This window comes from Microbacterium sp. H83 (assembly GCF_001650405.1).
In the GTDB taxonomy this organism is placed as follows: domain Bacteria; phylum Actinomycetota; class Actinomycetes; order Actinomycetales; family Microbacteriaceae; genus Microbacterium.
The window spans coordinates 51,022-74,399 of sequence record NZ_LWCU01000015.1 but is presented as its reverse complement, the minus strand read 5'-3'; the positions used below and the strand labels follow the sequence as shown (position 1 = coordinate 74,399).

The 23,378-nt window shown below is 69.8% G+C and carries 23 protein-coding genes and 1 tRNA gene; 8 read left to right on the top strand and 16 right to left on the bottom strand.

All coding sequences use genetic code 11. The features are described from left to right. The first annotated feature begins 298 nt into the window (after positions 1-298). The gene (locus A4X16_RS08265) at positions 299-1,009 is read left to right on the top strand and encodes a beta-ketoacyl-ACP reductase (protein WP_067119158.1); all 711 of its coding nucleotides are present in this window, start codon (positions 299-301) and stop codon (positions 1,007-1,009) included. Between the two features lie 6 nt (positions 1,010-1,015). Here A4X16_RS08265 and A4X16_RS08260 read toward each other — a convergent pair whose 3' ends face one another. The 3 genes from A4X16_RS08260 to A4X16_RS08250 are packed head-to-tail and all read right to left on the bottom strand — an operon-like array spanning position 1,016 to position 3,676. Continuing rightward, positions 1,016-1,717 (bottom strand): alpha/beta fold hydrolase, encoded by a 702-nt coding sequence (locus A4X16_RS08260; RefSeq protein WP_067119155.1) that lies wholly within the window; start codon positions 1,715-1,717, stop codon positions 1,016-1,018. A gap of 33 nt (positions 1,718-1,750) precedes the next feature. Continuing rightward, positions 1,751-2,386 carry a phosphoserine phosphatase SerB gene (serB, locus tag A4X16_RS08255; RefSeq protein ID WP_067119152.1) on the bottom strand — a complete coding sequence of 212 codons (636 nt, stop codon included), beginning with the start codon at positions 2,384-2,386 and terminating at the stop codon, positions 1,751-1,753. A gap of 48 nt (positions 2,387-2,434) precedes the next feature. Continuing rightward, entirely contained in the window at positions 2,435-3,676 is a 1,242-nt protein-coding gene (locus A4X16_RS08250) for a glucose-1-phosphate adenylyltransferase (protein WP_067119149.1), read from the bottom strand. A gap of 69 nt (positions 3,677-3,745) precedes the next feature. Between A4X16_RS08250 and glgA the strand changes: the two genes are divergently transcribed. From glgA to A4X16_RS08235, 3 genes are all read left to right on the top strand, one after another. Continuing rightward, a complete protein-coding gene (gene glgA, locus A4X16_RS08245) occupies positions 3,746-4,930 on the top strand; it encodes a glycogen synthase (RefSeq protein WP_067119146.1) in 1,185 nt (394 codons plus the stop codon). Positions 4,931-4,947: 17 nt separating this feature from the next. Continuing rightward, positions 4,948-5,733, top strand: a complete 786-nt coding sequence (locus tag A4X16_RS08240) for an ABC transporter ATP-binding protein (RefSeq protein ID WP_067119143.1) — start codon at positions 4,948-4,950, stop codon at positions 5,731-5,733. Between the two features lie 111 nt (positions 5,734-5,844). Then, positions 5,845-6,102: a type B 50S ribosomal protein L31 gene (locus A4X16_RS08235; protein WP_021200734.1), complete on the top strand. Its 258-nt coding sequence runs from the start codon at positions 5,845-5,847 to the stop codon at positions 6,100-6,102. Positions 6,103-6,201: 99 nt separating this feature from the next. On the opposite strand, the gene A4X16_RS08230 is transcribed toward A4X16_RS08235, so the two are convergent. Genes A4X16_RS08230 through A4X16_RS08220 form a run of 3 tightly spaced genes read right to left on the bottom strand, consistent with a single transcriptional unit; the run spans position 6,202 to position 9,789 of the window. Next, entirely contained in the window at positions 6,202-6,483 is a 282-nt protein-coding gene (locus A4X16_RS08230; RefSeq protein ID WP_067119140.1) for a hypothetical protein, read from the bottom strand. Positions 6,484-6,536: 53 nt separating this feature from the next. After that, the gene (locus A4X16_RS08225) at positions 6,537-7,784 is read right to left on the bottom strand and encodes an alpha/beta fold hydrolase (protein ID WP_067119137.1); all 1,248 of its coding nucleotides are present in this window, start codon (positions 7,782-7,784) and stop codon (positions 6,537-6,539) included. 1 nt (position 7,785) lies between these two features. Continuing rightward, positions 7,786-9,789: a DUF262 domain-containing protein gene (locus tag A4X16_RS08220; RefSeq protein ID WP_067119135.1), complete on the bottom strand. Its 2,004-nt coding sequence runs from the start codon at positions 9,787-9,789 to the stop codon at positions 7,786-7,788. A gap of 174 nt (positions 9,790-9,963) precedes the next feature. On the opposite strand from A4X16_RS08220, the gene A4X16_RS08215 reads away from it, so the two are divergent. Together A4X16_RS08215 and A4X16_RS08210 are read left to right on the top strand one after the other, a co-directional pair. Beyond that, entirely contained in the window at positions 9,964-10,737 is a 774-nt protein-coding gene (locus tag A4X16_RS08215; RefSeq protein ID WP_067119132.1) for a hypothetical protein, read from the top strand. 188 nt (positions 10,738-10,925) lie between these two features. Further along, positions 10,926-11,429, top strand: a complete 504-nt coding sequence (locus A4X16_RS08210) for a DUF3145 domain-containing protein (protein ID WP_067119128.1) — start codon at positions 10,926-10,928, stop codon at positions 11,427-11,429. A 129-nt stretch (positions 11,430-11,558) separates the two neighbouring features. On the opposite strand, the gene yczR is transcribed toward A4X16_RS08210, so the two are convergent. Further along, positions 11,559-12,962 carry an aminotransferase-like domain-containing protein gene (gene yczR, locus A4X16_RS08205; protein ID WP_067119124.1) on the bottom strand — a complete coding sequence of 468 codons (1,404 nt, stop codon included), beginning with the start codon at positions 12,960-12,962 and terminating at the stop codon, positions 11,559-11,561. Positions 12,963-13,057: 95 nt separating this feature from the next. Between yczR and yczE the strand changes: the two genes are divergently transcribed. Continuing rightward, positions 13,058-13,717, top strand: coding sequence for a membrane protein YczE (gene yczE / locus A4X16_RS08200; RefSeq protein WP_067119121.1), 660 nt, complete (start codon positions 13,058-13,060; stop codon positions 13,715-13,717). Positions 13,718-13,795: 78 nt separating this feature from the next. On the opposite strand, the gene A4X16_RS08195 is transcribed toward yczE, so the two are convergent. From A4X16_RS08195 to aceE, 6 genes are all read right to left on the bottom strand, one after another. Continuing rightward, on the bottom strand, positions 13,796-15,034 hold the full coding sequence (locus tag A4X16_RS08195; protein ID WP_067119118.1) for a beta-ketoacyl-[acyl-carrier-protein] synthase family protein: 1,239 nt from the start codon (positions 15,032-15,034) through the stop codon (positions 13,796-13,798). A gap of 91 nt (positions 15,035-15,125) precedes the next feature. After that, entirely contained in the window at positions 15,126-15,374 is a 249-nt protein-coding gene (locus tag A4X16_RS08190) for an acyl carrier protein (protein ID WP_017202249.1), read from the bottom strand. Positions 15,375-15,443: 69 nt separating this feature from the next. Then, entirely contained in the window at positions 15,444-16,445 is a 1,002-nt protein-coding gene (locus tag A4X16_RS08185) for a beta-ketoacyl-ACP synthase III (RefSeq protein ID WP_067119115.1), read from the bottom strand. Next, on the bottom strand, positions 16,442-17,362 hold the full coding sequence (locus A4X16_RS08180; protein ID WP_067119112.1) for an ACP S-malonyltransferase: 921 nt from the start codon (positions 17,360-17,362) through the stop codon (positions 16,442-16,444). The genes A4X16_RS08185 and A4X16_RS08180 overlap by 4 nt, the downstream gene beginning before the upstream one ends. A 104-nt stretch (positions 17,363-17,466) precedes the next feature. Next, complete coding sequence (locus A4X16_RS08175; RefSeq protein WP_067119109.1) at positions 17,467-18,663, bottom strand: PucR family transcriptional regulator; 1,197 nt, start codon at positions 18,661-18,663, stop codon at positions 17,467-17,469. 31 nt (positions 18,664-18,694) lie between these two features. Beyond that, positions 18,695-21,421, bottom strand: a complete 2,727-nt coding sequence (gene aceE / locus A4X16_RS08170; protein ID WP_067119105.1) for a pyruvate dehydrogenase (acetyl-transferring), homodimeric type — start codon at positions 21,419-21,421, stop codon at positions 18,695-18,697. A gap of 154 nt (positions 21,422-21,575) precedes the next feature. Between aceE and A4X16_RS08165 the strand changes: the two genes are divergently transcribed. Then, positions 21,576-21,648, top strand: a tRNA-Val gene (locus A4X16_RS08165). On the opposite strand, the gene A4X16_RS18260 is transcribed toward A4X16_RS08165, so the two are convergent. The 3 genes from A4X16_RS18260 to A4X16_RS08155 are packed head-to-tail and all read right to left on the bottom strand — an operon-like array spanning position 21,608 to position 23,258. After that, entirely contained in the window at positions 21,608-21,946 is a 339-nt protein-coding gene (locus A4X16_RS18260; RefSeq protein WP_269454899.1) for a DUF6510 family protein, read from the bottom strand. The two genes, A4X16_RS08165 and A4X16_RS18260, sit on opposite strands and share 41 nt — an antisense overlap. Continuing rightward, a complete protein-coding gene (locus tag A4X16_RS08160) occupies positions 21,946-22,671 on the bottom strand; it encodes a ferredoxin reductase (RefSeq protein WP_231880308.1) in 726 nt (241 codons plus the stop codon). Before A4X16_RS08160 ends, A4X16_RS18260 begins: the two co-directional genes overlap by 1 nt. Beyond that, positions 22,668-23,258, bottom strand: coding sequence for a sulfite oxidase-like oxidoreductase (locus A4X16_RS08155; RefSeq protein WP_067119102.1), 591 nt, complete (start codon positions 23,256-23,258; stop codon positions 22,668-22,670). The genes A4X16_RS08160 and A4X16_RS08155 overlap by 4 nt, the downstream gene beginning before the upstream one ends. Positions 23,259-23,378: the final 120 nt, after the last annotated feature.

Sequence of the window (23,378 nt, the reverse complement as noted above, 5' to 3'; positions counted from 1 at the left end):
GGAGGGACGGGGCCGCGCCCGGATAGGCCTGCGTGGGCTGCGGGCCGGGTGCGGGATACGGCTGCGCGGGCAGCGCGGCGGAGGCGCCCGGGTAGGCCGGCGGGGCCGGGGGAGTCGGATGCTGATCGTCCGCAGGAGAGGAGATGCCGGTGTCGCTCACGATGAGGCCCTTTCGTCGGCTTCAGCGTTCCAGCCGAGGAGTCTCCTGTCAAACAGCGGACGTCGGAGGGGACGACATGGTCGATAGGATCGATGACGACCCGGCCGACGACCCCGCGCGGCCAGATCTGGAGTGGAAATGAGTTCTCAGCGCGTCGTGCTCGTCACCGGCGGAAACCGTGGAATCGGCCGGGCGATCGCCGAGCGTTTCGTCCGCGACGGATACCGCGTCGCCGTCACCGCTCGCAGCGGCGAGGGCCCGGAAGGCACGCTGACCGTCCGCGCAGACGTGACGGATGCCGCGGCGCTCGATGCCGCGTTCACCGAGGTCGAGCAGCAGCTGGGTCCGGTCGAGATCGTCGTAGCCAATGCCGGCATCACGAAGGACACGCTCCTGCTCCGGATGAGCGAGGACGACTTCGACAGCGTCGTCGCGACGAACCTCGGCGGGACGTTCCGCGTCGTCAAGAGGGCCTCGAAGGGGATGCTGCGGGCGCGCTTCGGCCGCGTCATCCTGATCTCGAGCGTGGTCGGACTCTACGGATCGGCCGGACAGGTCAACTACTCGGCCTCGAAGAGCGCGCTGGTCGGATTCGCGCGGTCGCTGACGCGCGAGCTCGGCGGGCGCGGCATCACGGCGAACGTCGTGGCCCCCGGATTCATCGAGACGGACATGACGGCCGAACTGCCCGAGGAGACGCAGAAGCAGTACAAGGCGAACATCCCGGCGGGGCGTTTCGCGACGCCCGACGAGGTCGCGGGCGTCGTCACGTGGCTCGCGAGCGACGAGTCCGGGTACATCTCGGGCGCGGTGATCCCCGTCGACGGCGGCCTCGGGATGGGGCACTGACCCCGCTCAGGCTCGTCGGCTGACCGCTTCGTCGATCAGCTCGGCCACGCGCGCGGGCATCGAGAACTGCGGCCAGTGGCCGGACCCGATGCGCACCACCTCTGCGTCCTCGATCGCCCGGTACTCGTCGGCGTAGGGTCCCCACTCCTCGAGCTCGGATTCGAAGGTCTCCTGGTCGTACGACCCCATGAGGAACGTCACCGGCACGCGATAGCGCGCGGGGTCGCCCAACGCGATCGGATCGGCGGGTACCCGAGACGGCACGCTGCGGGTGAGCGGAGCGGTGCGGGCGCGGGTCTCGTCGTCGAGGTCGCTCACGTCTTCGTCCGGGAAGTGATCCCACCCCGGGAAGGGGACGACACCGTCGACGGCCGCGAACTCGCCGATGCCGGAGCCGGCCGGCGGGGCGACGGTGTCGACGAGGACGACGCGCGCGACCGCCTCGGGGCGGGCGTCGGCGACACCCCAGGCGACATTGCCGCCTCCGCTGTGGCCGACCACGATCACCGGCCCCCCGACCGCGTCGACGGCGGCGACCGCCGACGCCACCCACGCGGCCATCCCGATGTCGGACGATTCCGATGCGGAGACGCCTACACCCGGCATGGTGAGCGGGTGCACGGTATGGCCGGCGTCTTCGAGGGCGCTCGTCACGTCGGCCCAGCTGGACGCGTCGAGCCAGAGTCCGGGGATCAGGATGATGTCCATGTGCCCGACGATAGACCGGGCCTCCGACATCCGCTACGGCAGCAGCGCGATGACCTCGGAGAGGTCCTGCGGGCCGACCACGAGGCTCGCGGCTGCGCGGACCGCGGGCTTGGCGTTGAAGGCGAGTCCCAGCCCCGCGACGGCCATCATCTGCAGATCGTTCGCGCCGTCGCCGATCGCGATCGTGGCGCGCGGGGGCACGCCGAGCTCGTCCGCCCATTCCTGCAGGGACGCGGCCTTGGCTGCGGCGTCCACGATGTCGCCGGCGACGTGACCGGACAGCGCGTCGTCGGCCACGGACAGGCGGTTCGCGCGCCAGCGGTCGACGCCCAGGTCCGGGGCGATGCGGTCGAGGATCTCGTGGAAGCCCCCTGACACCACGCCGACCACGCCGCCGCGCTCGTGCACGGCCTGCGTCAGCGCGTGGACGCCCGGGGTCGGCTCGATCCTCTCGAGCACCCGGGTGAAGCGTGAGACCGGGACGCCCTCGAGCGCGGCGACGCGCGAGCGCAGACTCGCGGCGAAGTCGACCTCGCCGCGCATCGCGGCCTCGGTGGCGGCCTGCACCTCGTCGCGGCGTCCCGCCTCATCGGCGATGAGCTCGATCACCTCGTTGCGGATGAGGGTGGAATCGGCATCGAGGACGACGAGGAAACGCGCGGAGGTCACCCCCCGAGCCTACCGACAGCGGTCGCCCGGCCGTGCCGGGCGCCGCCGTCAGCGCTCGATGAAGACGCCCTTGCCGACGACGGTGATGCCCGAGTCGGTGACCGTGAACCCTCGCTGCAGGTCCCGCTCGCGATCGACGCCGACCGTCGCGCCGTCGGCGAGGACGACGTTCTTGTCGAGGATCGCACGGTGGACTCTCGATCCCGCCCCGACCTGGACGTGGTCGAACACGACGGAATCCGTGATCGTGGACCCGCCGCCGGCCAGCGTCCACGGGCCGACGACGCTGCGCTCGAGGTGGGTGCCCGAGAGGACGGAGCCCAGCGAGACGATCGAGTCGATCGCGTTGCCGATGCGCCCGACCGAGTCGCGCACGAACTTCGCCGGCGGCGAGTTCACCGCCTGCGAGTGGATCGGCCACTCCATGTTGTACAGGTTGAAGATCGGCAGGGTGGAGATCAGGTCCCGGTGCGCGTCGAAGAAGGAGTCGATCGTACCGACGTCCCGCCAGTACGAGCGGTCGCGCGGCGAGGAGCCGGGGACCTCGTTCTGCTTCATGTCGTAGTAGCCGGCCTCGCCGCGGTCGACGAAGTACGGGACGATGTCGCCGCCCATGTCGTGACCCGAGGTCGGCGACTCGCCGTCGGCCTCGACGGCCGCGATGAGGGCGTCGGCGTCGAAGATGTAGTTGCCCATCGAGGCGAGCACCTCGTGCGGGGCGTCGTCGAGGCCGGTGGCATCGGTGGGCTTCTCGAGGAACTGCTTGATGCGCCCCGTCTCGCTGTCGGCGTCGATGACGCCGAACTGCGATGCCATCGCGATCGGCTGACGGATGCCGGCGACGGTCGCCTTCGCGCCCGACTCGATGTGCGCGTCGAGCATCTGACGGAAGTCCATGCGGTAGACGTGGTCGGCGCCGATGACGACGACGATGTCGGGCTTCTCGTCGTTGAGGAGGTTCATGCTCTGCAGGATCGCGTCGGCCGAGCCGGAGAACCAGCGCTTGCCGAGTCGCTGCTGAGCGGGCACCGACGCGACGTACGAGTCGAGCAGGGCCGACATCCGCCAGGTCTGCGAGATGTGCCGGTCGAGGCTGTGCGACTTGTACTGCGTGAGGACGACGATCTGGCGAAGGCCCGAGTTGATGAGGTTCGAGATCGCGAAGTCGATCAATCGGTACTGTCCGCCGAAGGGCACGGCCGGTTTCGCGCGATCGGCTGTGAGAGGCATGAGTCGCTTGCCCTCGCCACCGGCGAGGATGATCCCGAAGATCTTCTTTGGTGCGGACATGCACCCACCATAGAGGCCGCGCGGCTCGGGTAACTAGCATCTGGACAACCGAGTCACTAGCGTCTAGGCATGCGCGTCGAAATGATCACGAAGGAATACCCGCCCGAGATCTACGGGGGCGCGGGTGTGCACGTCGCCGAGCTCGTCGCCGCGCTCCGGCAGAATATCGATGTAGAGGTGCGGGCATTCGGTGCGGACCGTGACGAACCGGGCACCTTCGCCTACCGCACGCCCTCCGGACTGGCGTCCGCGAACGCGGCGCTGCAGACGCTCGGCACCGACCTGGAGATCGTCGCGGCCATCTCCCGCGCCGACATCGTGCACAGCCACACGTGGTACGCGAACTTCGCCGGTCACCTCGCGTCGCAGCTGCACGGCATCCCGCACGTGCTCACCGCGCACAGCCTCGAGCCGCTGCGGCCCTGGAAGGCGGAGCAGCTTGGAGGCGGGTACGCGGTGTCCAGCGGCATCGAGAAGCTGGCATACGAGAACGCCGCCGCCGTCATCGCCGTGAGCGCCGGTATGCGGGCCGACATCCTGCGCAGCTACCCGTCGGTCGACCCGGCGAAGGTCCGCGTCATCCACAACGGCATCGATGTCGAGCGCTGGCGGCCGGTGCAGGATCCCGGATTCCTCGCCTCCGTGGGCATGGACCCGACGAGGCCGTCCGTGGTCTTCGTCGGCCGGATCACTCGACAGAAGGGGCTGCCGTACCTGCTCCAGGCGGCGCGCCTGCTGCCGCCTGACGTGCAGCTGATCCTCTGCGCCGGCGCGCCGGACACGCCGGAGATCCTCGCCGAGGTGCAGGAGGGCGTGCGGCTGCTGCAGCAGACCCGCGAGGGGGTCGTCTGGATCGACCGGATGCTGCCGCGCGACGAGCTGTCCGCGATCCTCGCCGCGGCGACGACGTTCGTCTGCCCGTCGGTCTACGAGCCGCTGGGCATCGTGAACCTGGAGGCGATGGCGTGCGGCGCGGCCGTGGTCGGCACCGCGACCGGAGGTATCCCCGAGGTCGTCGCCGACGGCGTGACGGGGCGGCTCGTGCCGATCGAGCAGGTGCAGGACGGCACCGGTACGCCGGTGGACCCCGAGAGGTACGTGGCGGACCTCGCGCGCGTGCTCACCGAGGTGGTCTCCGACCCGGCGAGGGCGCGGGAGTACGGCCAGGCCGGACGCGAGCGCGCGAGGGACGAGTTCAGCTGGGGTGCGATCGCCGACACCACCCGCGCGCTCTACGCGGAGCTCGCCGGGTGAGCCGATAGGCTGGGGGCATGCCGACCGCTCTGCAATTCACCGACGTCGTCGTGCGCCGCGAAGGCCGCAACATCATCGATGGCGTCACCTGGCAGGTCGACGACGATCAGCGATGGGTGATCCTCGGACCCAACGGTGCGGGCAAGACCACCCTGCTGCAGCTCGCCGACACGCTCATGCACCCCACCTCCGGGACCGTGACGGTGCTGGGGGAGACCCTCGGACGGACGGACGTCTTCGAGGTGCGTCCGCGCATCGGCTTCGCGTCGTCCGCCATGGCCAAGCGCGTGCCGCGCGACGAGACCGTGCTCGACACCGTGCTCACCGCCGCGTTCTCCGTGCTCGGCCGCTGGAACGAGAGCTACGAGGACATCGACGAGCGCCGCGCTCTGCGGGTGCTCGGCGACTGGCGTCTCGAGCACCTCGCCGACCGCACGTTCGGCACGCTGAGCGACGGCGAGCAGAAGCGCGTCCAGATCGCGCGGGCCGTCATGACGGACCCCGAGCTGCTGCTCCTGGATGAGCCCACGGCCTCGCTCGACCTCGGCTCCCGGGAGGAGCTGCTGGCGCTGCTCAGCGGCTACGCCTCGGCACCGACGACCCCGGCGATGCTCATGGTCACCCACCACGTCGAGGAGATCCCGGTCGGCTTCACGCACGTCCTCCTCATCCGCGACGGTCGTGTCGTGTCGGCGGGACCGATCGCCGAGACGCTCACGGGCGAGGCGCTCACCGAGACGTTCGGCATGCCGATCATCCTGCGCAGCGAGGACGGCCGCTACGCCGCCCGCGCGGCATCCTGATCGCGAGTCGCTGATCCGGTCGAACTACTGGTAGAATCGACCCTTGGTGCTCTCTGCACCGCAGACTTCCCTCGTCCCTGGCACAATCCAGGGCAGCAACTAAGGAATCCCATGAAGACTGACATCCACCCCGAGTACAAGGCCGTCGTGTTCCGCGACCTCGGCTCCGGCGAGACCTTCCTCACCCGCTCCACCGTCTCCAGCGACAAGACCATCGAGCTCGATGGCGTGGAGTACCCGGTGATCGACGTCGAGATCTCCTCGGCATCGCACCCGTTCTACACGGGCAAGCAGCGCATCATGGACTCGGCCGGTCGCGTCGAGAAGTTCAACCAGCGCTTCAAGGGCTTCGGCGGCTCCTCCAAGTAAGGACCCCCGCACCACGAAGGCCCCGGTTCCTCGGAACCGGGGCCTTCGGCGTGCCGCGCGTCGTGTCCGTATCCGCGAGGAGCGGAGTCGGTGCTTGCGTCAGAGATCGAGCGTGATGCGGTCCCCGTCGATCCGGCTGGGCGGGTCTCCGGGCGAGGGCGCCGGGGCGGTGCGCTTCGTCTGCCGGTCGCGTTCCATTCCGGCCTCGTGGGCCGACGGCATCCACACGGCCTCGAACGACCCGCCGAGGCCGCCGCCCGCGCTCTCGTATTTCCGCTCGAGCGGCATCCGCGAGTACACGGCGACGATCACGACGATGACGACGATCGCCACCACGAGGAGGATCGCGATCGTCAGGAGCATGCCCAGAGCGTCGGTCATGCGTCCAGGCTAGATGCCGACGGCGCCGACGGCATCCACCCGCAGGAGGATCCTCAGCGGATGCGGCGGCCGTGCGCGAGGTCGATGAGGTGCGTCAGCACCGGTCCCGACCGGAGGCCGTTGTGCTCGTGCTCGCTCGTGATCCACAGCTCGACGCCCGGCATCAGAAGCGCGGTCTCGAGCGAGAACTCGAGAGGCACGTAGACGTCGTGAGCGTACACTGCCGCAGCTCCCGTGGCCCGGGACGCCGAGAGGGCCACCGGGTCGTAGAGACGCGGCCACTCGATCTCGGCGAGGGCGAGGACCACGTCGCGCCAGGGCCGGAATGCCGGGACCGTCTCCGTCCACTCCCGTCGGATGTGCTCACCCGTGAAGAGCGTGACATCGGTCCGGAAGTCCTCCGGCTCCGTGCGCTCGGCGGACCACCGCGTGGCATGGCCGTCGGCGTAGCTCGACTCGTGGAAGGCGAAGTACAGCGGGTTGCGTCCTCCGTACGGCATCGCTGCCATGAGGTCGTACCGGAACGCGTTCGACGACGGATCCCGCTCGAGCAGCGACCACAGCGTCTGCCACCCGTCGTTCGTGCCGAGCGCCGAGCCGACGGAGCGCAGCCGGGAGGGCGAGACGACCTCGCCGTCCGGCAGCACGATCTCACCGGCATCCGCCCTGTCCACGAGGCGGCGCATGACGTCGCGGTGCTCGGGGAAGCGACGGTAGTACCTCTCCGAGGCGATGCGCATCTTGTCGTAGCAGAGCGCGTAGACGTCGTCCGGATGGCGGCCGACCGCGCTCAGACCGCCCGTGATGAACACGTCCGCCAGCGAGTCGGCATCCGTCGACAGGTACGCGAGCGTCGTGAAGCCGCCGAAGGACTGTCCGAGGACGCTCCAGGCCTCGGCGCTCAGGTGCTGCCGCATGGCCTCGCAGTCCCGCACGATCGCGTCGGCGCGGAGATGGGTGAGGTGCTCGGCGACGGCGTCGGACCCGCGCTCGAGGTCGGCGTCGCCCACGGGGGAGGAGAGCCCGGTGCCGCGCTGATCGAGCATCACCACGCGATAGTGCGCGAGAGCCTCGTCGAGCCAGGCGGGCGAGGAGGAGGCATGGAACGGGCGCGGAGCCTCATGCCCGGGGCCGCCCTGGAGGTAGACCAGGAACGGCAGCCTCTCGCCACCCTCCCGGGTGACCACCCGGGCGAAGATGTCGATCGTGCGCGTGTCGGCGGGGTCGTCCCAGACGAGCGGGACCGTGAGGACGTGCTCCTCCACGGTCAGATCGAGCAGGCGGCGGACGGTGGTGGTCATGTCACATCACATTTCCGATATAGGAGTACTTCACGAAGACCTCCGACGCGATGTCGGACTCGAGAGCGATGCCCTGCACGGCATTCATCATGTAGTTGGAGTCCCAGCCCATGTAGAGGTGGTGCGATGCGTCGAGCTGGTCCCACTGGCCCTTCCACGCCATCTCATCGTAGATCGGACCGCCGTGGGTCGCGCAGTAGGAGATCGCCGACTCGCGGGCGTCCGTCCACGCCCGCCGGAACACGCGGTTGAAGAGGTGGCGGACGTCGTACACCTCCCACCGCTCGCCGCGGTACTCGACGTACTCGAACTCGCGCTCCCAGCCGGCCGGCCAGCCGCGACGGCGCACCGCGTCGAGGATCGGCGTGAGTCCGTCGTCGTCGATCTCGGGCAGAGCCGGGCGGGCCCAGATGCGCAGGAGGTCGGCCGTGAGGCGCACGGTGCGTGCGGAGATCGCTGCCGTGCCCCAGGCGTCGGTCGCGGTCAGCTCCCGGGTCTCGGCCACTCCGCTGCGGGAGTACGCACGGTCGCGCTTGACGGGGAACGACTCGCCGAAGACCCGCTCTGCGAGATCCTGCTCCAGCAGGGTGAGGTTGCCGAGCGTCGGAGCGAGGGCGCGGTGGGCGTTGCGCTCGTCGTCCGTGTACTCCAGCCAGGTGCGATCGCCGCCGCCCGACCAGTGGTCGGCGGGGACGGTGGGCACGATGTGCTCGACATCGAAGTCCGACGCGTCGTCGACGCCTTCGAGTCGGGCGAGCACGTACGCCGGATGCGGCAGCTCGCTGTACTTGAGCACGGCGCTCACCCGCTCGTCGGACGGGGTGATGCGGGCGAACGCGCGTGCCAGGGCGTCGCGACCGTCGCGCCGAGCGCGGCAGAGCCGGGCGACGAGGCGCTCGTTGGGCAGGTTCACCAGGGTGCGGCGCAGGTACATCGCCTGGATCCACTCGAGCGTCTCGATCAGCTCGCCGCGGTCGATCACACCCCTCGCATGGTCGCTGTAGGCACTGAGCACCAGCGGATAGGCGGCGCGCCCGAAGGTGTTGACGTGGCGGAGCTGCCGGGAGATCTCCTCGTCCCGCTCTCGCGAGGGATCGAGCAGGATGCCGTAGATCTCGGCGTAGTGTCGCCAGACCGCGGCATCCGACTGGAGATGCTCGACGTCGACGCGCGGGAAGGACTGCCGGAACGCGCTGTACACGCCGTGCTCGCCGTTCGCGGCGACCTCCCGACCCGTGGTCATGACCAGGTAGTGGCGCCAGAACGCGCCGATGGTCTCGCCCGTGTGCTGCTCGATCGGGAGCCAGTACCGCGCTTCCACGTCGAGCTGCTCGCCGTGCGTCAGCCCCATCAGGATGTAGTTGTGGATGAGCTCGTGATCACGCAGCGGCTCGCCCGTGGAGTTGAGGCTCTCGAAGATCTGCTGGGCGTTGGCCTGGGTGCCGAGAGTGATCGACACGTGCTCGAGCCTCTGCAGCCCACTCCAGATCAGTCGCACCTCGTCGGCGTGCACCTGACTGCGGAAGAACGCGTAGTTGTCGTCGAAGCGCGACTCGCGCTCGGCCTGACCGCCGCGCCCCAGGATGACCGATTCGTAGAGGTCCGCCCAGGCGTCGTGCGGACGCAGCTTGGTGCGGCCGGCGTCGTCGGGGCGCACCAGGACCCGGTCGAGCTCGGCGGCGAGGGCGGCGTCGGAGTCGCGGACCGCATGGCGGAGCGCCGCGACGAGCAGCATGAGCGTGGTGATGCGCTGCTGTCCGTCGATGAGCACGAGTTCGGTGTCCGCATCGGAGTCGTCTGCGGCGGAGAGGATCGAGCCGATGAAGTGACGGTGCGAGGCGTCCTGCCGAGCGACCGCCCTGACGTCGGAGAGCAGCTGCTCGCAGCCGCCGATGTCCCATCGGTACTGCCTCTGGTACACCGGCACGACGATGGTGGTGGAGTCCTGAGCGAGCCACTCGATCGTGTTGACAGCTGTCGCCTCGACGTTGGTCGCAGTGCCCATGCTGGTGTCTCGTCCTCCCGTGCCGCCCGGCACCAGGAGTCGCCAGGCGCCCGGTTCAGTCTATTCGTTATTCACGGCGCCCCTCCGAGGCGCTCCTCGACCGCGCTGTTAGGCTTGCCTTATCAGGGCTTGTTAAAACGTGCTGGCCCCCGATGAAGGGACATGACCTAGATCATGGGATACATCAAGTCGAAGGCTCTCGAGGACAAGGGATTCGTCGTTCTCGACAGCTACAACCAGGAGCTCGACCCCCAGGAGTGGCTGGACATCGAGTACAACGACTGGAAGTCGTCGGGTGACACCCGCTTCGCTCCGCTCGCGAGCGCCAAGGGCGAGATCGAGTGCAACGGCTTCTGGAACCACAAGCCGCCGCGCACCGACAAGGACGGCGTCTGGATCGACTCGCAGACGGCGAAGGCCCCGAACCTCACGCGCCGCGCGCAGGAGCCGGGAGCGAACGTCGGGCGGTGCCGCGTCATCGAGCTGCAGCCGACCCCCTACGGCGAGTGCCTCTACAACCTCCACCAGGACGACAACAACCGCCTGAACCCCGACGGCACCGGCTGGGTGGTCCGCGGCTTCTTCAACCTCACCGACGACAAGGACAGCTTCTTCGTCCTCCGGGAGAACCGCACCGACCCGAGCATCGAGTACCGCATCGCCCTTCCGGCCGGCGCCCAGCTCATCGTCGACACGCAGCGTCTGTGGCACGCGGCGACCCACGTCGGCACCGATCCCCGGTACTGCCTCATCACGTCGTGGACCTCGGGCCCCGAGCTCGACGCCTACATCGAGAAGTACCACGGGACGCAGGACGTGCCGAACGTCGAGGTCCCGCAGGACGTGCTCGAGGCGGGCTACGCCGAGCAGGCGCGTCGCGACGCCGCCCGCGCCGCGTACTACGCCGCCAAGGGCCAGCAGGTGAAGCAGGCGATGAGCGAGGCCTGATCCTCATCACCCAGACGGACCCTCTGAGGTCGTGGCCCCGGTCGATCCGACCGGGGCCTTCGTCGTCCGGAATCACACGCTTGTGATTTCGACCCGTCTGGGCGAGAATGGGCGCACAACCGCATATTCACGCCGGATCCCGTGGTTCAGGTCGTTGGGGAAGACGCACCTGATGAAACGGAGAGATCATGGCGACGGCTTACGCACGCGGAGTGGTGCTCATCCACTCTGCGCCTCGCGCGCTCTGCCCGCACCTGGAATGGGCGGTCGGACGCGCCATCGGGCGTGCGGTCAACTTCGACTGGACCGACCAGCCGGTGCTCGACGGTGCTCGTCGCGCCGAGTTCTACTGGGACGGTCCCGTGGGCACGGGGGCTGCGCTCGCGACGTCGATCCGCGGCTGGGAGCACCTGCGCTTCGAGGTCACGGAGGATCCGACGCCGCGGAGCGACGGCGGCCGATGGCTGCACACGCCGGACCTCGGCATCCACTACGCCCAGACCGATGCGGCCGGCAACATCGTCATCGGCGAGGACCGCATCCGCTACGCGATGGAGATCGCGGCGGGAAGCGCCGTCGAGCTGCAGCGCGAACTCGACATCGCACTCGGGTCGGCCTGGGACGAGGAGCTGGAGCCGTTCCGGCACGCGAGCGACGACGCGCGCGTCGTGTGGCTGCACAAGGTCGGCTGATCGACGAGACCCGGAGCGGGAAGGCGCGAGTATCGGATGCCGGTGAGCGATCCCGGATGCTGAGAAGGCGAATCCCCGCTCCCCATGACGAGGACCCCGCCCCTGGACCAGGGACGGGGTCCTCGTCTGTCAGATGACCGCGGCGTGGGAGACCTCGGCGGGCCGCGTCGCCCCGCCCGCGTGGACGTCGTCCCAGGCGAGCCGGAGACGCGCCATGGCTTCGGCGGTGCGCTCGGGCGGCAGGGTGATGGGGATGCGGACGCGACGCTCGAGGACCCCGCCCGTCGAGAAGCGCGGACCGGGCGGCAGGAGCAGCTGTCGATCCCGCGCCGCGAGCGACAGCGCCGTCGAGACGGGTGCGCCCAGGTCGACCCACGTCGAGAGGCCGCCGTTCATGACCGGCATGTCGACGCCGTCGATCGCCGCGAGACCCGCGGCGACGGCCGCGCGACCCGCGCGCAGACGGTCGGCGACGTGCGCGGTCAGGGCGGGCATGTCCTGGAGCAGTTCGACGGCGATGCACTGCTCGAGCAGCGCCGTTCCGAGTTCGAACGAGGGCCGCACGGCGAGCAGCCGGGTGATCAGCGCGCGATCGGCGCGTATCCATCCGATCCGCAGGCCGCCCCAGGCGATCTTCGACATCGAGCCCACCGTGATCACCTCGGGGCTGAACGCGGCCATGGGCAGCGGCCTCCACCCACGGTCGATGTCGAGCTCGGCCGTGGTCTCGTCGACGATCAGGCGGGTGCCCACGCTCCGCGCGGTGGTCGCGATACGGGCGCGCTCGGGGTCCGGCAGGGTGGCTCCCGTCGGATTGTGGAAATCCGGGATGAGATAGGCCAGATGGGGTCTGCCGCGCAGCAGCGTGTCGGTGACGTGCCGCTCGTCCCAGCCCGCGACGTCGACCGGGGTCGGCAGCGGTCGATAGCCGTGCCGGTGCAGGGCCTCGAGCGCGTGCGGGAAGGTCGGCTGCTCGACGAGGGCGGTGGCGCCGCGCCGTCCGATCGTGGCCAGGACGAGGTTGACGGCATTGAGCGCGCCGGAGGTGATCATGATCCCGTCGGGATCGGTCTCGGCACCGCGGTCGGTGAATCGCTGCGCGACGGCCTCGCGCAGCTCGGGGAGCCCGCGCAGCGAGTATCCGCTCGTTCCGCGCAGCGCGGCGAGGCGCGGGAGGGATCGCACGGTCGCGTCGTACAGCCCCGGGGTCGAGTCCATCGACGCGATGGAGAGATCGATCGCCGTGTCGTCCGGGCCTTCCGAGGGCGCCTGCGGCGCATGCGGGAGCGCGACCCGGGTGCTTCCGCCGTGGAGCCGGGTGACGAGACCGTCGCCCTCGAGGATGCCGTAGGCCCGCGTCATGGTCGAGCGGGACCGCCGCAGCTCGAGCGCGAGCGAGCGCTCACTCGGAAGGCGCTCGCCCACGGTCAGCCTGCCGTCGAGGATCAGCGCCCTGATGTGGCCGGCGAGAGCCGCCGCTGTCGCGCCGGCCACGTTCTCGGCGCCGAGCTGCTCGACGAGTCGGGAGGTCATATGTCCAGCATGCCGCAGACTGGCCTGCATGTCGCAGGCCACTTCTCGTCGAGTGGCCCTCCTCCGCGGCGATGACGCGGGTCCACCATGGAGATATGCAGCTCCGTTCCGTCTTCCTCCCCATCGCGTCGACCGGCCGTCGGGACCTCGTCGAGCGCCTCGTCCAGCTCCTCGGAGGCCTGTTCCTGTACGGGGTGGCGCTCGGGCTCATGGTGCGCGGGGGCATCGGCGTCTCGCCGTGGGACGTCCTGGCGCTCGGCGTGGCGGGCAGCAGCGGCATCGGCTACGGAACGGTCACGGTGCTGGTCGCGATCGTGGTGCTGCTCCTGTGGATCCCGCTGCGGCAGCGCGTCGGGATCGGCACGCTGCTCAACGCCCTGCTGGTGGGGCCCAGCGCCGACCTCGCGCTCCTCGTCATCCCCGAGCCGCCGTCGATCTGGATCGGGGCCCCGATGTTCGTCGCGGGACTGATCCTGCTGTCGTTCGCGACCGGTCTGTACATCGCGGCGGACTTCGGTCCCGGCCCGCGCGACGGCCTCATGACGGGCCTCGTGGCCCGCACGGGGTGGCGGGTCTGGATCGTCCGCACACTGCTCGAGGGCAGCGTCCTGCTCATCGGCTTCCTGCTCGGCGGTCCCGTCGGCGTCGGCACCGTGCTCTTCGCCTTCGGCGTCGGGCCGCTGATCGGCTGGTTCCTGCCGTGGGCGACGCGCATGCGCGCCGCGCGTTCCCGGCAGCTCGCCCGCGCCGCCTGACCGGCCGACGAACGACAGAGGGCCCCCGGATCGCTCCGGGGGCCCTCTGTGCGCGGATGCCGTGGGCGCGGATGCCGGTCAGTCGGCGCTCGCGAAGACCGCGACGGCGTTGTGACCGCCGAAGCCGAACGAGTTGCTGATAGCGATCTGCGGACCCTCGCCCAGCGGCGTGGGCTCGCCGGAGAGGCGGAACGGCACGGCAGGGTCGGGCTCCGTCATGTTGATGGTCGGCGGGGCCACGCGGTCGCGGAGCGCGAGGAGCGAGAAGATCGCCTCGAGCGCGCCGGTGCCGCCGAGGAGATGCCCCGTCGAGGCCTTGGTCGCCGACACCGGGATCTCGTCGATGCGGTCGCCGAAGACCTTCTTCAGCGCGACGTACTCGTTGGGGTCGCCCACGGGCGTCGACGTGGCGTGCGCGTTGATGTGGGTCACCTGGTCGGCCGAGATGCCGGCCTCGGCGAGAGCCTGCGTCACGGCGCGCGCGGCGCCGTTGCCCTCGGGGTCGTTGCCGGTGATGTGGTACGCGTCGGCGGTGACGCCGCCGCCCAGGACATAGCCGTAGATCTTGGCTCCGCGGGCCTTCGCGTGCTCCTCGGTCTCGAGGATGAGGGCTGCCGCGCCTTCGCCCATGACGAAGCCGTCGCGGTCGATCGCTCCGGGACGCGAGGCCGTCGCCGGGTCGTCGTTGCGGCGCGAGAGCGCCTGAGCCGAGGCGAAGGAGGCCATGGTGATCGGGTGGATGGCCGATTCGGTGCCGCCGGCGATCACGACGTCGGCGAGCCCCTCCTGCAGGTGGTGGAAGGCGTGGATGACCGATTCGGTGCTCGACGCGCAGGCGCTGACGACGGTCTGCGCGTAGGCGCGGGCCTCGAACTGGAGAGACAGGTTGCCGGCCGCGGCGTTCGGCATCAGCATCGGGACGGTCAGCGGCATCACCCGGCGCGGGCCCTTCTCGCGCAGGGTGTCCCAGGCGTCGAGGAGGGTCCAGAGGCCGCCGATGCCGGTAGCGAAGTCGACGCCGAGGCGCTCGGGAGCGACCTCGGGGGAGCCGGCGTCGGCCCAGGCCTCGCGGGCGGCGATCAGCGCGAACTGCGAGGAGGGGTCGAGCCGCTTCGCTTCGTGGCGGGGCAGCACCTCCTCGGGGCGGACGATCGCCTCGGCCGCGAAGGTGACGGGCAGCTCGTACTGCTGCACCCAGTCGTGCTCGAGGGTCCGGGTGCCGGACATCCCTGCGAGCAGGTTCGCCCAGTTCTCCGGGGCGGTCCCGCCGATGGCGGACGTGGCGCCGATGCCGGTGACGACGATGCGCTTGGTCATGTGTGGTTCCTTGTCAGGCGGGTCGAACGGAGAGCGGGCAAGGCGGAGGATGCCACACCCCGCGGAGGCGGGGGTGGCATCCTCGCGTGGATTACTCCTGGCCTGCGACGATGAAGTTCACGGCGTCGCCGACGGTCTTGAGGTTCTTGACCTCGTCGTCGGGGATGGTGACGCCGAACTTCTCCTCGGCGTTGACGACGATCGTCATCATGGAGATCGAGTCGATGTCGAGGTCGTCGGTGAACGACTTCTCGAGGGCCACCTCGGAGGCGTTGATGCCGGTCTCGTCGGTGATGAGCTCTGCGAGGCCCGCGAGGACCTCATCGTTGGTGAAAGCCATGGTGGTCTTCCTCTTTCTTACGGGTTGTATTCGGAACCGTGGAACAGTCTAGGGAAGGTCGGCGCGTTCTCAGGGGAGGACGACGACCTGGGCGGCGAACACGAGGCCGGCGCCGAAGCCGATCTGCAGTGCGAGCCCGCCGGAGAGCTCGGGGTGCTCTGCCATCAGACGGTGACTGGCGAGCGGGATCGACGCGGCCGACGTGTTGCCGGTCGTCTCGATGTCGCGCGCGATCACCGTGGTCTCCGGCAGCTTCAGCTGCTTGGCGAACTCGTCGATGATGCGCATGTTGGCCTGGTGGGGGATGAAGGCCGCGATGTCGGCCGGCTCGACGCCCGCCTTGTCGAGCGCTTCGCGGGCGACCTTCGCCATCTCCCACACCGCCCACCGGAACACCGTCTGGCCCTCCTGGCGCAGCGTCGGCCACGGCACCTCGCCGTCGCGGAACTCCGTGAGCGTGCCGTTCATGCCGACGGCATCCGCCTTCGAGCCGTCGGAGCCCCACACGGCGGGGGCGATGCCCGGCGTGTCGCTCGGGCCGATGAGGGCGGCGCCTGCGCCGTCGCCGAGCAGGAACGAGATGCTGCGATCCGCCGGATCGACGATGTCGGAGAGCTTCTCGGTGCCGATCACGAGCGCATAGCGGGCGGCGCCCGCCTTGATCAGCGCATCCGCCTGGGTGACGGCGTATGCGTATCCCGCGCAGGCCGCGTTCACGTCGTACGCCGCCGCCGGGTTCGCGCCGACGCGGTCGGCCACGATCGCGGACACCGACGGCGACTGCTTCGGGTTGCTGATCGTGGCGACGATGACGAGATCGATCTGGTCGGCCGGGACGCCGGACTTCTCGATGGCCTCGTTCGCGGCGACGGTCGCGAGGTCGATCGCGTCGGTCCCATGGTCCGCGCGCACCCGGGTGATGATGCCGGTGCGCTGACGGATCCACTCGTCGCTCGAGTCGATCGGACCGATGAGGTCGTCGTTCGGGACGGCGTTCTCGCCCCGGGCGGCGCCGTAGGAGTAGATGCGGGTAAACGCGGGGCCCGTCGCCTGGGTCAGGGTGATGCTCATGCGGCTTCTCCGTTCAGCAGCGCGACGGCCGCGTCGAGGTCTTCGGGGGTCTTCACGGCGACCGTGGGGACGCCGCGCAGACCGCGCTTGGCGAGTCCGGTCAGCGCGCCGGCGGGGGCGAGCTCGATGAGTCCCGTGATGCCCTGCTCGGCGAACGACGCCATGCAGAGATCCCACCGCACGGGTGACGAGACCTGATCGACGAGGTAGTCGAGCGCCTGCGTTCCTCCCTGCACGACGGACCCGTCGCGGTTCGTCCACAGCGTGATGTCGGGATCGGCGGGGGTGACGGAGGAGACCGCGTCGCGGAGAGCGGCGACGGCGGACTCCATGAAGGAGGTGTGGAAGGCGCCCGCCACCTGCAGAGGGATCACGCGGGTGCCCTTCAGCGGCTCCTCGGCGAGGGTGGCGAGAGCGGGCAGCTCCCCGGCGACGACGAGCTGGCCGCCTCCGTTGTAGTTCGCGGGGGAGAGGCCGAGCTCGGCGAGCCGGGCCAGGACGGCGTCCTCATCGCCGCCGAGGACCGCGCTCATCCCGGTCGGGGTCTGCGCGGCGGCATCGGCCATCGCGCGACCGCGGCTGCCGACGAGCCTCATGCCGGTCTCGGCGTCGATCACGCGGCTCTCGACGAGTGCGGCGATCTCGCCGACGGAGTGCCCGGCGATGCCGTCGGCGCGGCGTCCGGCACGATCGGTCAGCGCATCGGACGCGACGAGGGAGGCGGCGACGATCAGCGGCTGCGCGATGCGTGTGTCGCGGATGGTGTCGGCATCCGACTGTGTGCCGTGCTGCGCGAGGTCGACCTCAGCGGCCTCGGAGTACGCGGCCAGCTTCTCGGCCACGCCGTCCAGCTCGAGCCAGGGGGAGAGGAAACCGGGGGTCTGCGAGCCCTGTCCTGGGCATACGACGACAATCACATCCCCAAGTCTGCCAACGATCGGCCGAGATCGGTGGATGATCCATCACAAGATTCGGAGAAACCCTTGTGTGTGGCGCACAGACCGTCGAGGAACGGCGCCGATCAGCGCTGCGGGCGTCGGAGCGGCGGACGGCGGCGCACCTGCTCGGCGGCGCCGATGGACCCGAGGATGAGCGCGGTCTGCAGGATGAGCGCCTCGCGCGGACCCGTGGCATCCCAGCCGATGACCTCGCTGACCCGCTTGAGGCGGTAGCGCACCGTGTTGGGGTGCACGAACAGCTCGCGCGCGGTCGCCTCGAGCGAGCGGCCGTTGTCGAGGTAGCTCCACAGCGTCGTCACGAGATCGGTGGAGTGCGACTGCAGGGGACGGTAGATGCGCTCGATCAGGGTCTGCTTGGCGAGCGGGTCGCCGGCGAGTGCGCGCTCAGGCAGCAGATCGTCGGCATCCACCGGTCGCGGGGCGCTGCGCCAGGCGCGGGCGACGGCGAATCCGGCGAGGGCGGCGCGCGCGCTCTGGCTCGCGTCGACGAGAGCAGCGACCGCGGGGCCGAGGACGACGTAGCCGGGTCCGAAAGACGGCTCGAGACGAGAGGCGATCTCCTCGAAGCCCAGCTCCTCCTCCTCGCCCTCCTGGCCCTCTGCGCGGGCGCGCCCGATCACGAGGACGAGGCGCGAGCCCTGGACGCCGATCAGGACGTCGACGGAGAGCTTGCGGGCCGTGCGACGGACGAGGTCGACGTCGAACTGCGGGGGAGTCGTGCCGACCAGCACCGCGACCTCGCCGTGACCGTGCCACCCGAGGGCGGCGATGCGGCTGGGCAGCTCCTCGTCGGCCTCGCCCGTGAGGATCGAGTCGACGACGAGAGCCTCGAGGCGGGCGTCCCACAGGCCCCGAGCCTCCGCGGCGCGGGCGTAGACATCGGCCGCGGCGAAGGCGACGTCGCGCGAATACAGGAGGATCGCCTCGCGGAGGTCGTCACCCCGGCCCGCGACGCGCTCCTCGGTGACCTCGACGGTGACCCGGATCAGCTGGAGCGTCTGCTGCAGGCTGACGCTGCGCAGCAGCTCACGCGGAGCCGCCGCGAAGATGTCCGCGGCGATCCAGGGGGTCGACGTGGGGTCCTCGTACCACTGGATGAACGAGGTGATGCCGGCCTGAGCCACCAGCCCGACCGCGGAGCGGCGGGCTGGTGGCATGTCGGCGTACCAGGGGAGAGTGTCCTCCAGGCGCTTGATGGTCACCGAGGCGATGTCACCGGAGATCCGGCGCAGCCAGGTGAGCGTCGCGGCCTTGTCCATTCCGCGCGGAGACGAGCCTGTCACCGATGGCTCAGCTTTCGCCGCCCGCGTTGCCGCTGGTGCCCGCGTTCACGTCGTGCAGGCTGTACTTCTGGATGGCCTGCGCGGCGAGCGAGCGGTCGACCTTGCCCTCCTCGGCGAGCGACTGCAGCGTGCGGACGACGATCGACGGTCCGTCGATCTTGAAGAAGCGGCGAGCCGCGGCACGGGTGTCCGAGAAGCCGAAGCCGTCGGCGCCGAGCGTGGCGAAGCGGTTCGGCACCCAGGGGCGGATCTGGTCCTGCACCGCGTGCATGAAGTCGCTGACCGCGACGACCGGACCCTCCGCGCCCTGCAGCTTCTGGGTGAGGTAGGCCGTGCGCGGCTCCTCCTCGGGGTGCAGGAAGTTGTGCTCGTCGGCGGCGAGACCGTCGCGGCGCAGCTCGGTCCACGAGGTGACGGACCACACGTCGGCGATCACGCCCCAGTCGTTCTTCAGCAGCTCCTGCGCCTCGAGGGCCCAGGGGAGTCCGACACCCGAGGCGAACAGCTGAGCGCGGTGGCCCTCGCCCTCGCCGACCGAGACGCGGTGGATGCCGCGCACGATGCCGTCGACGTCCACGTCCGCCGGCTCGGCGGGCTGCACGAGCGGCTCGTTGTACACCGTGAGGTAGTACATGACGTTCGGGTCCTCGTGGTCGCCGCCGTACATGCGCTCGAGACCCGATCGCATGATGTGCGCGATCTCGTATCCGTAGGCGGGGTCGTACGAGACCGTGGCGGGGTTGGTCGCCGCGAGCAGGTGCGAGTGGCCGTCGGCGTGCTGCAGGCCCTCACCCGTGAGGGTGGTGCGGCCAGCGGTGGCGCCGATGATGAATCCGCGCGCCATCTGGTCGCCCGCCGCCCACTGGGCGTCGCCCGTGCGCTGGAAGCCGAACATCGAGTAGAAGAGGTAGATCGGGATCAGCGGCTCGCCGTGCGTGGCGTACGACGTGCCGGCCGCGGTGAACGCCGCGAGGGCGCCCGCCTCGTTGATGCCCACGTGCACGATCTGGCCCTGCGGGCTCTCCTTGTACGCGAGGAGCAGCTCACGGTCGACCGACGTGTAATGCTGGCCGTTCGGGTTGTAGATCTTCGCCGTCGGGAAGTACGCGTCCATGCCGAACGTGCGTGCCTCGTCGGGGATGATCGGCACGATGCGGTGACCGAAGTCCTTCGAGCGCAGCAGGTCCTTCAGCAGGCGGACGAACGCCATCGTGGTGGCGATCTCCTGCGTGCCGGAGCCCTTCTTGGGCAGCGCGTACGCGGAGTCGTCCGGGAGGGACAGCCCGACGTGCGTGGAGCGGCGCTCGGGGAGGTAGCCGCCGAGGGCCTTGCGGCGCTCGAGCATGTACTGGATCGTCTCGTCCTGCGCGCCGGGGTTGTAGTACGGCGGGAGGTACGGGTTCTCCTCGAGCTGCGCGTCGCTGATCGGGATGTGCATCGCGTCGCGGAACGTCTTGAGGTTGTCCAGAGTCATCTTCTTCATCTGGTGCGTGGCATTGCGACCCTCGAACTGCGGGCCGAGGCCGTAGCCCTTGACCGTCTTCGCGAGGATGACGGTGGGCTTGCCCTTGTGCTCGGTCGCGGCCTTGAACGCGGCGTAGACCTTGCGGTAGTCGTGGCCGCCGCGCTTGAGGTTCCAGATGTCGTCGTCGGAGTAGTCCTTGACGAGGGCGGCGGTCCGCTCGTCGCGGCCGAAGAAGTGCTCGCGGACGTACGCGCCCGACTCCGCCTTGTAGGTCTGGTAGTCGCCGTCGGGGGTGACGTTCATGAGGTTCAGCAGCGCGCCCTCGGTGTCGCGGGCGAGCAGGTCGTCCCACTCGCGGCCCCAGACGACCTTGATGACGTTCCAGCCGGCGCCGCGGAAGAAGGATTCGAGCTCCTGCACGATCTTCCCGTTGCCGCGGACCGGGCCGTCGAGGCGCTGCAGGTTGCAGTTGACGACGAAGGTCAGGTTGTCGAGGCCCTCGTTGGCCGCGACCTGGAGCTGGCCGCGGCTCTCGACCTCGTCCATCTCGCCGTCGCCGAGGAAGGCCCAGACGTGGGACTGCGAGGTGTCCTTGATGCCGCGGTGCTCGAGGTACTTGTTCGACATCGCCTGGTAGATCGCGTTGATCGGGCCGAGGCCCATCGACACGGTCGGGAACTGCCAGTACTCCGGCATCAGGCGCGGGTGCGGGTAGGACGGGATGCCGTGGGGGGCGTGCGACTTCTCCTGGCGGAAGCCGTCGAGCTGGTCCTCGCTCAGGCGGCCCTCGAGGAAGGAGCGCGCGTAGGTTCCGGGGGAGGCGTGGCCCTGGATGAAGATCTGGTCGCCGCCGCCGGCGTGGTCGGCGCCCTTGAAGAAGTGGTTGAAACCGACCTCGTACAGCGCCGCGGAGGACGCGTAGGTGGAGATGTGGCCGCCGACGCCGATGCCGGGGCGCTGCGCGCGATGCACGGTGATCGCGGCGTTCCACCGGATCCATGCGCGGTAGCGGCGCTCGACCTCCTCGTCGCCGGGGAACTCGGGCTCGTTCTCGGGCGCGATGGTGTTGATGTAGTCCGTGGTCGGGACCATCGGGACGTTCAGGTGCAGCTCCTTGGAGCGCTTGAGCAGGCTGAGCATGATCTCGCGACCACGGCCGTGCCCCTTCGCGTCGACGAGCTCGTCGAGCGACTGCTGCCACTCGCCCGTCTCTTCCGGATCGCTGTCGAGGGGGCCCTGGGAGTACGGATCCTGGTCGTGCACAGTCACGGGGGAGCCTTTCGTCAAGCTGGCAGGTCATGCCAATGAAACGGGAAGCGACGCGGGCAGCCTTGTCGGCTGTGCACAACGCGTGCCGCCCTCAGCCTAGCCCTCTTCCACGACATCGGCGCGCACCGGGTCGTCTGTAGACTGAGGGGCACCAGGGCCTTTAGCTCAGCTGGTAGAGCGCCACGTTTACACCGTGGATGTCGTCGGTTCGATCCCGGCAGGGCCCACCTCCGGCGCCTGCGCCTCCTCGACCGCCCACCGCAGACGGGTGAGACCGCCGATCGACAGCGTGCGGCGTCCGTCCACCCGCAGGTAGGTCAGCAGCGTGTGACCGCATCCGCGGCAGAGGAGGATCGCTCCCGCGTCGTCGACCTCGGCGACCGCATCCGCCAGGGCGGCCTCGTGGTCGCAGTGCGCGCAGGCGGCCTGCGCACCCGTCATGTCCCTCCCGAAGAGGTCGAGCAGGAATCCGCCGGCGGCGTTGCCGTCGACCCTCGTGCGATGGCCGGGGTGGGCTGCGTCCATCAGGCACCTCCGAAGCGTTCGGTACGGATGCGGTCGGGATCGTGTCCCGCGGACACGAGCAGATCGGCGACCGCCTCGACGAATCCCGTCGGCCCGCAGACGTACACCGACGGCTGCTCCGCCGCCGGGATCGTGGATGCGGCGAGCGTGGCGGCGTCCACCCTGCCGGCGGCCCGGGGGTGCCCCGGGGGCGCGGATCTCGTGTATGCCCAGTCGACCGTGAACGCGTCGTCGGGGAGCGCCCCGAGCTCGTCGGCGTAGAAGGCGTCGGCGGCCGATCTCACGGAGTAGAGCATCCGCATCGGCGCCGCGCTGCTCGCGCGCGCGTGCACCCTCGCCATCGCCAGCAGCGGCACGATGCCGGAGCCTCCGGCGATGAGCTGCACGGGCTCCGTGCGATCCGGCGTCCAGACGAAGTACGCCCCGATCGGCCCGCGCACCTCGAGTTCGTCGCCGGGACGCACGTCCTCGACGAGATACGGCGAGACCTCCCCGTCGGGGACCTCGTCGACGGCGAGCTCGAGGACGTCGCCGTCGCCCGACGACGCGAGCGAGTACGAGCGCACTGCCTGATATCCGTCCTCCGCGGTGAGACGCACGTCGACGTGCTGACCGGCGAGGTTGCCCGGCCATCCGTCGACGCGCAGCTCGATCACGCGGCCGTGCGGGGTGGCGCTGCGGACGGAGACGACCTCGCTCACGAGCCAGATCGGAGCAGCGGTCACCAGTAGCGCTCCTCTTTCCAGGGATCGCCGTACATGTGGTAGCCGTTCTGCTCCCAGAACCCCGGCTCGTCGTGCTCGAGCAGATCGAGCCCGTGCACCCACTTGGCCGATTTCCAGAAGTACAGGTGAGGGACGAGCAGGCGTGCGGGACCGCCGTGCTCGGCGGCGAGCGGCTTGCCGTCGAATTCGAGCGCGATCCACGCCCTGCCACCGGTCAGATCGGCGCGGGGGACGTTCGTCGTGTAGCCGCCGTAGGAGAAGACCCGGGTGAAGGCGCCGTCGCCGGCGTCCTGCAGCAGGTGGTCGAGCGACACCCCGCGCCAGCTCGTGCCGAGCTTCGACCAGCGGGTCACGCAGTGGATGTCGGTCGTGATGTCGTCGATCGGGAGAGCATGAAGCTGGTCCCACGACCACGTCCGTCGGATGCCGTCGAGACCGGCCACGACGAACTCCCACGACTCGGTCGGGATCCGAGGGGTCGGTCCGGCCGACAGCACGGGGAAGTCCTGTGTGAGGTACTGGCCAGGGGGCAGCCGCTCGTCGGACTCTCGTCTGCGTGCACCGAAACCGCGGGAGATGACGGCCATGATCGCCTTCCTTCGTTCGCACCGAGTCTAGGGTCGCCGACCGCTGCGGCAGGAGAGCATTCGGACTTCATCTCGCGTACATCACGTTTTTGCTTGAAAATGCGTAGATAGTGCTACTTT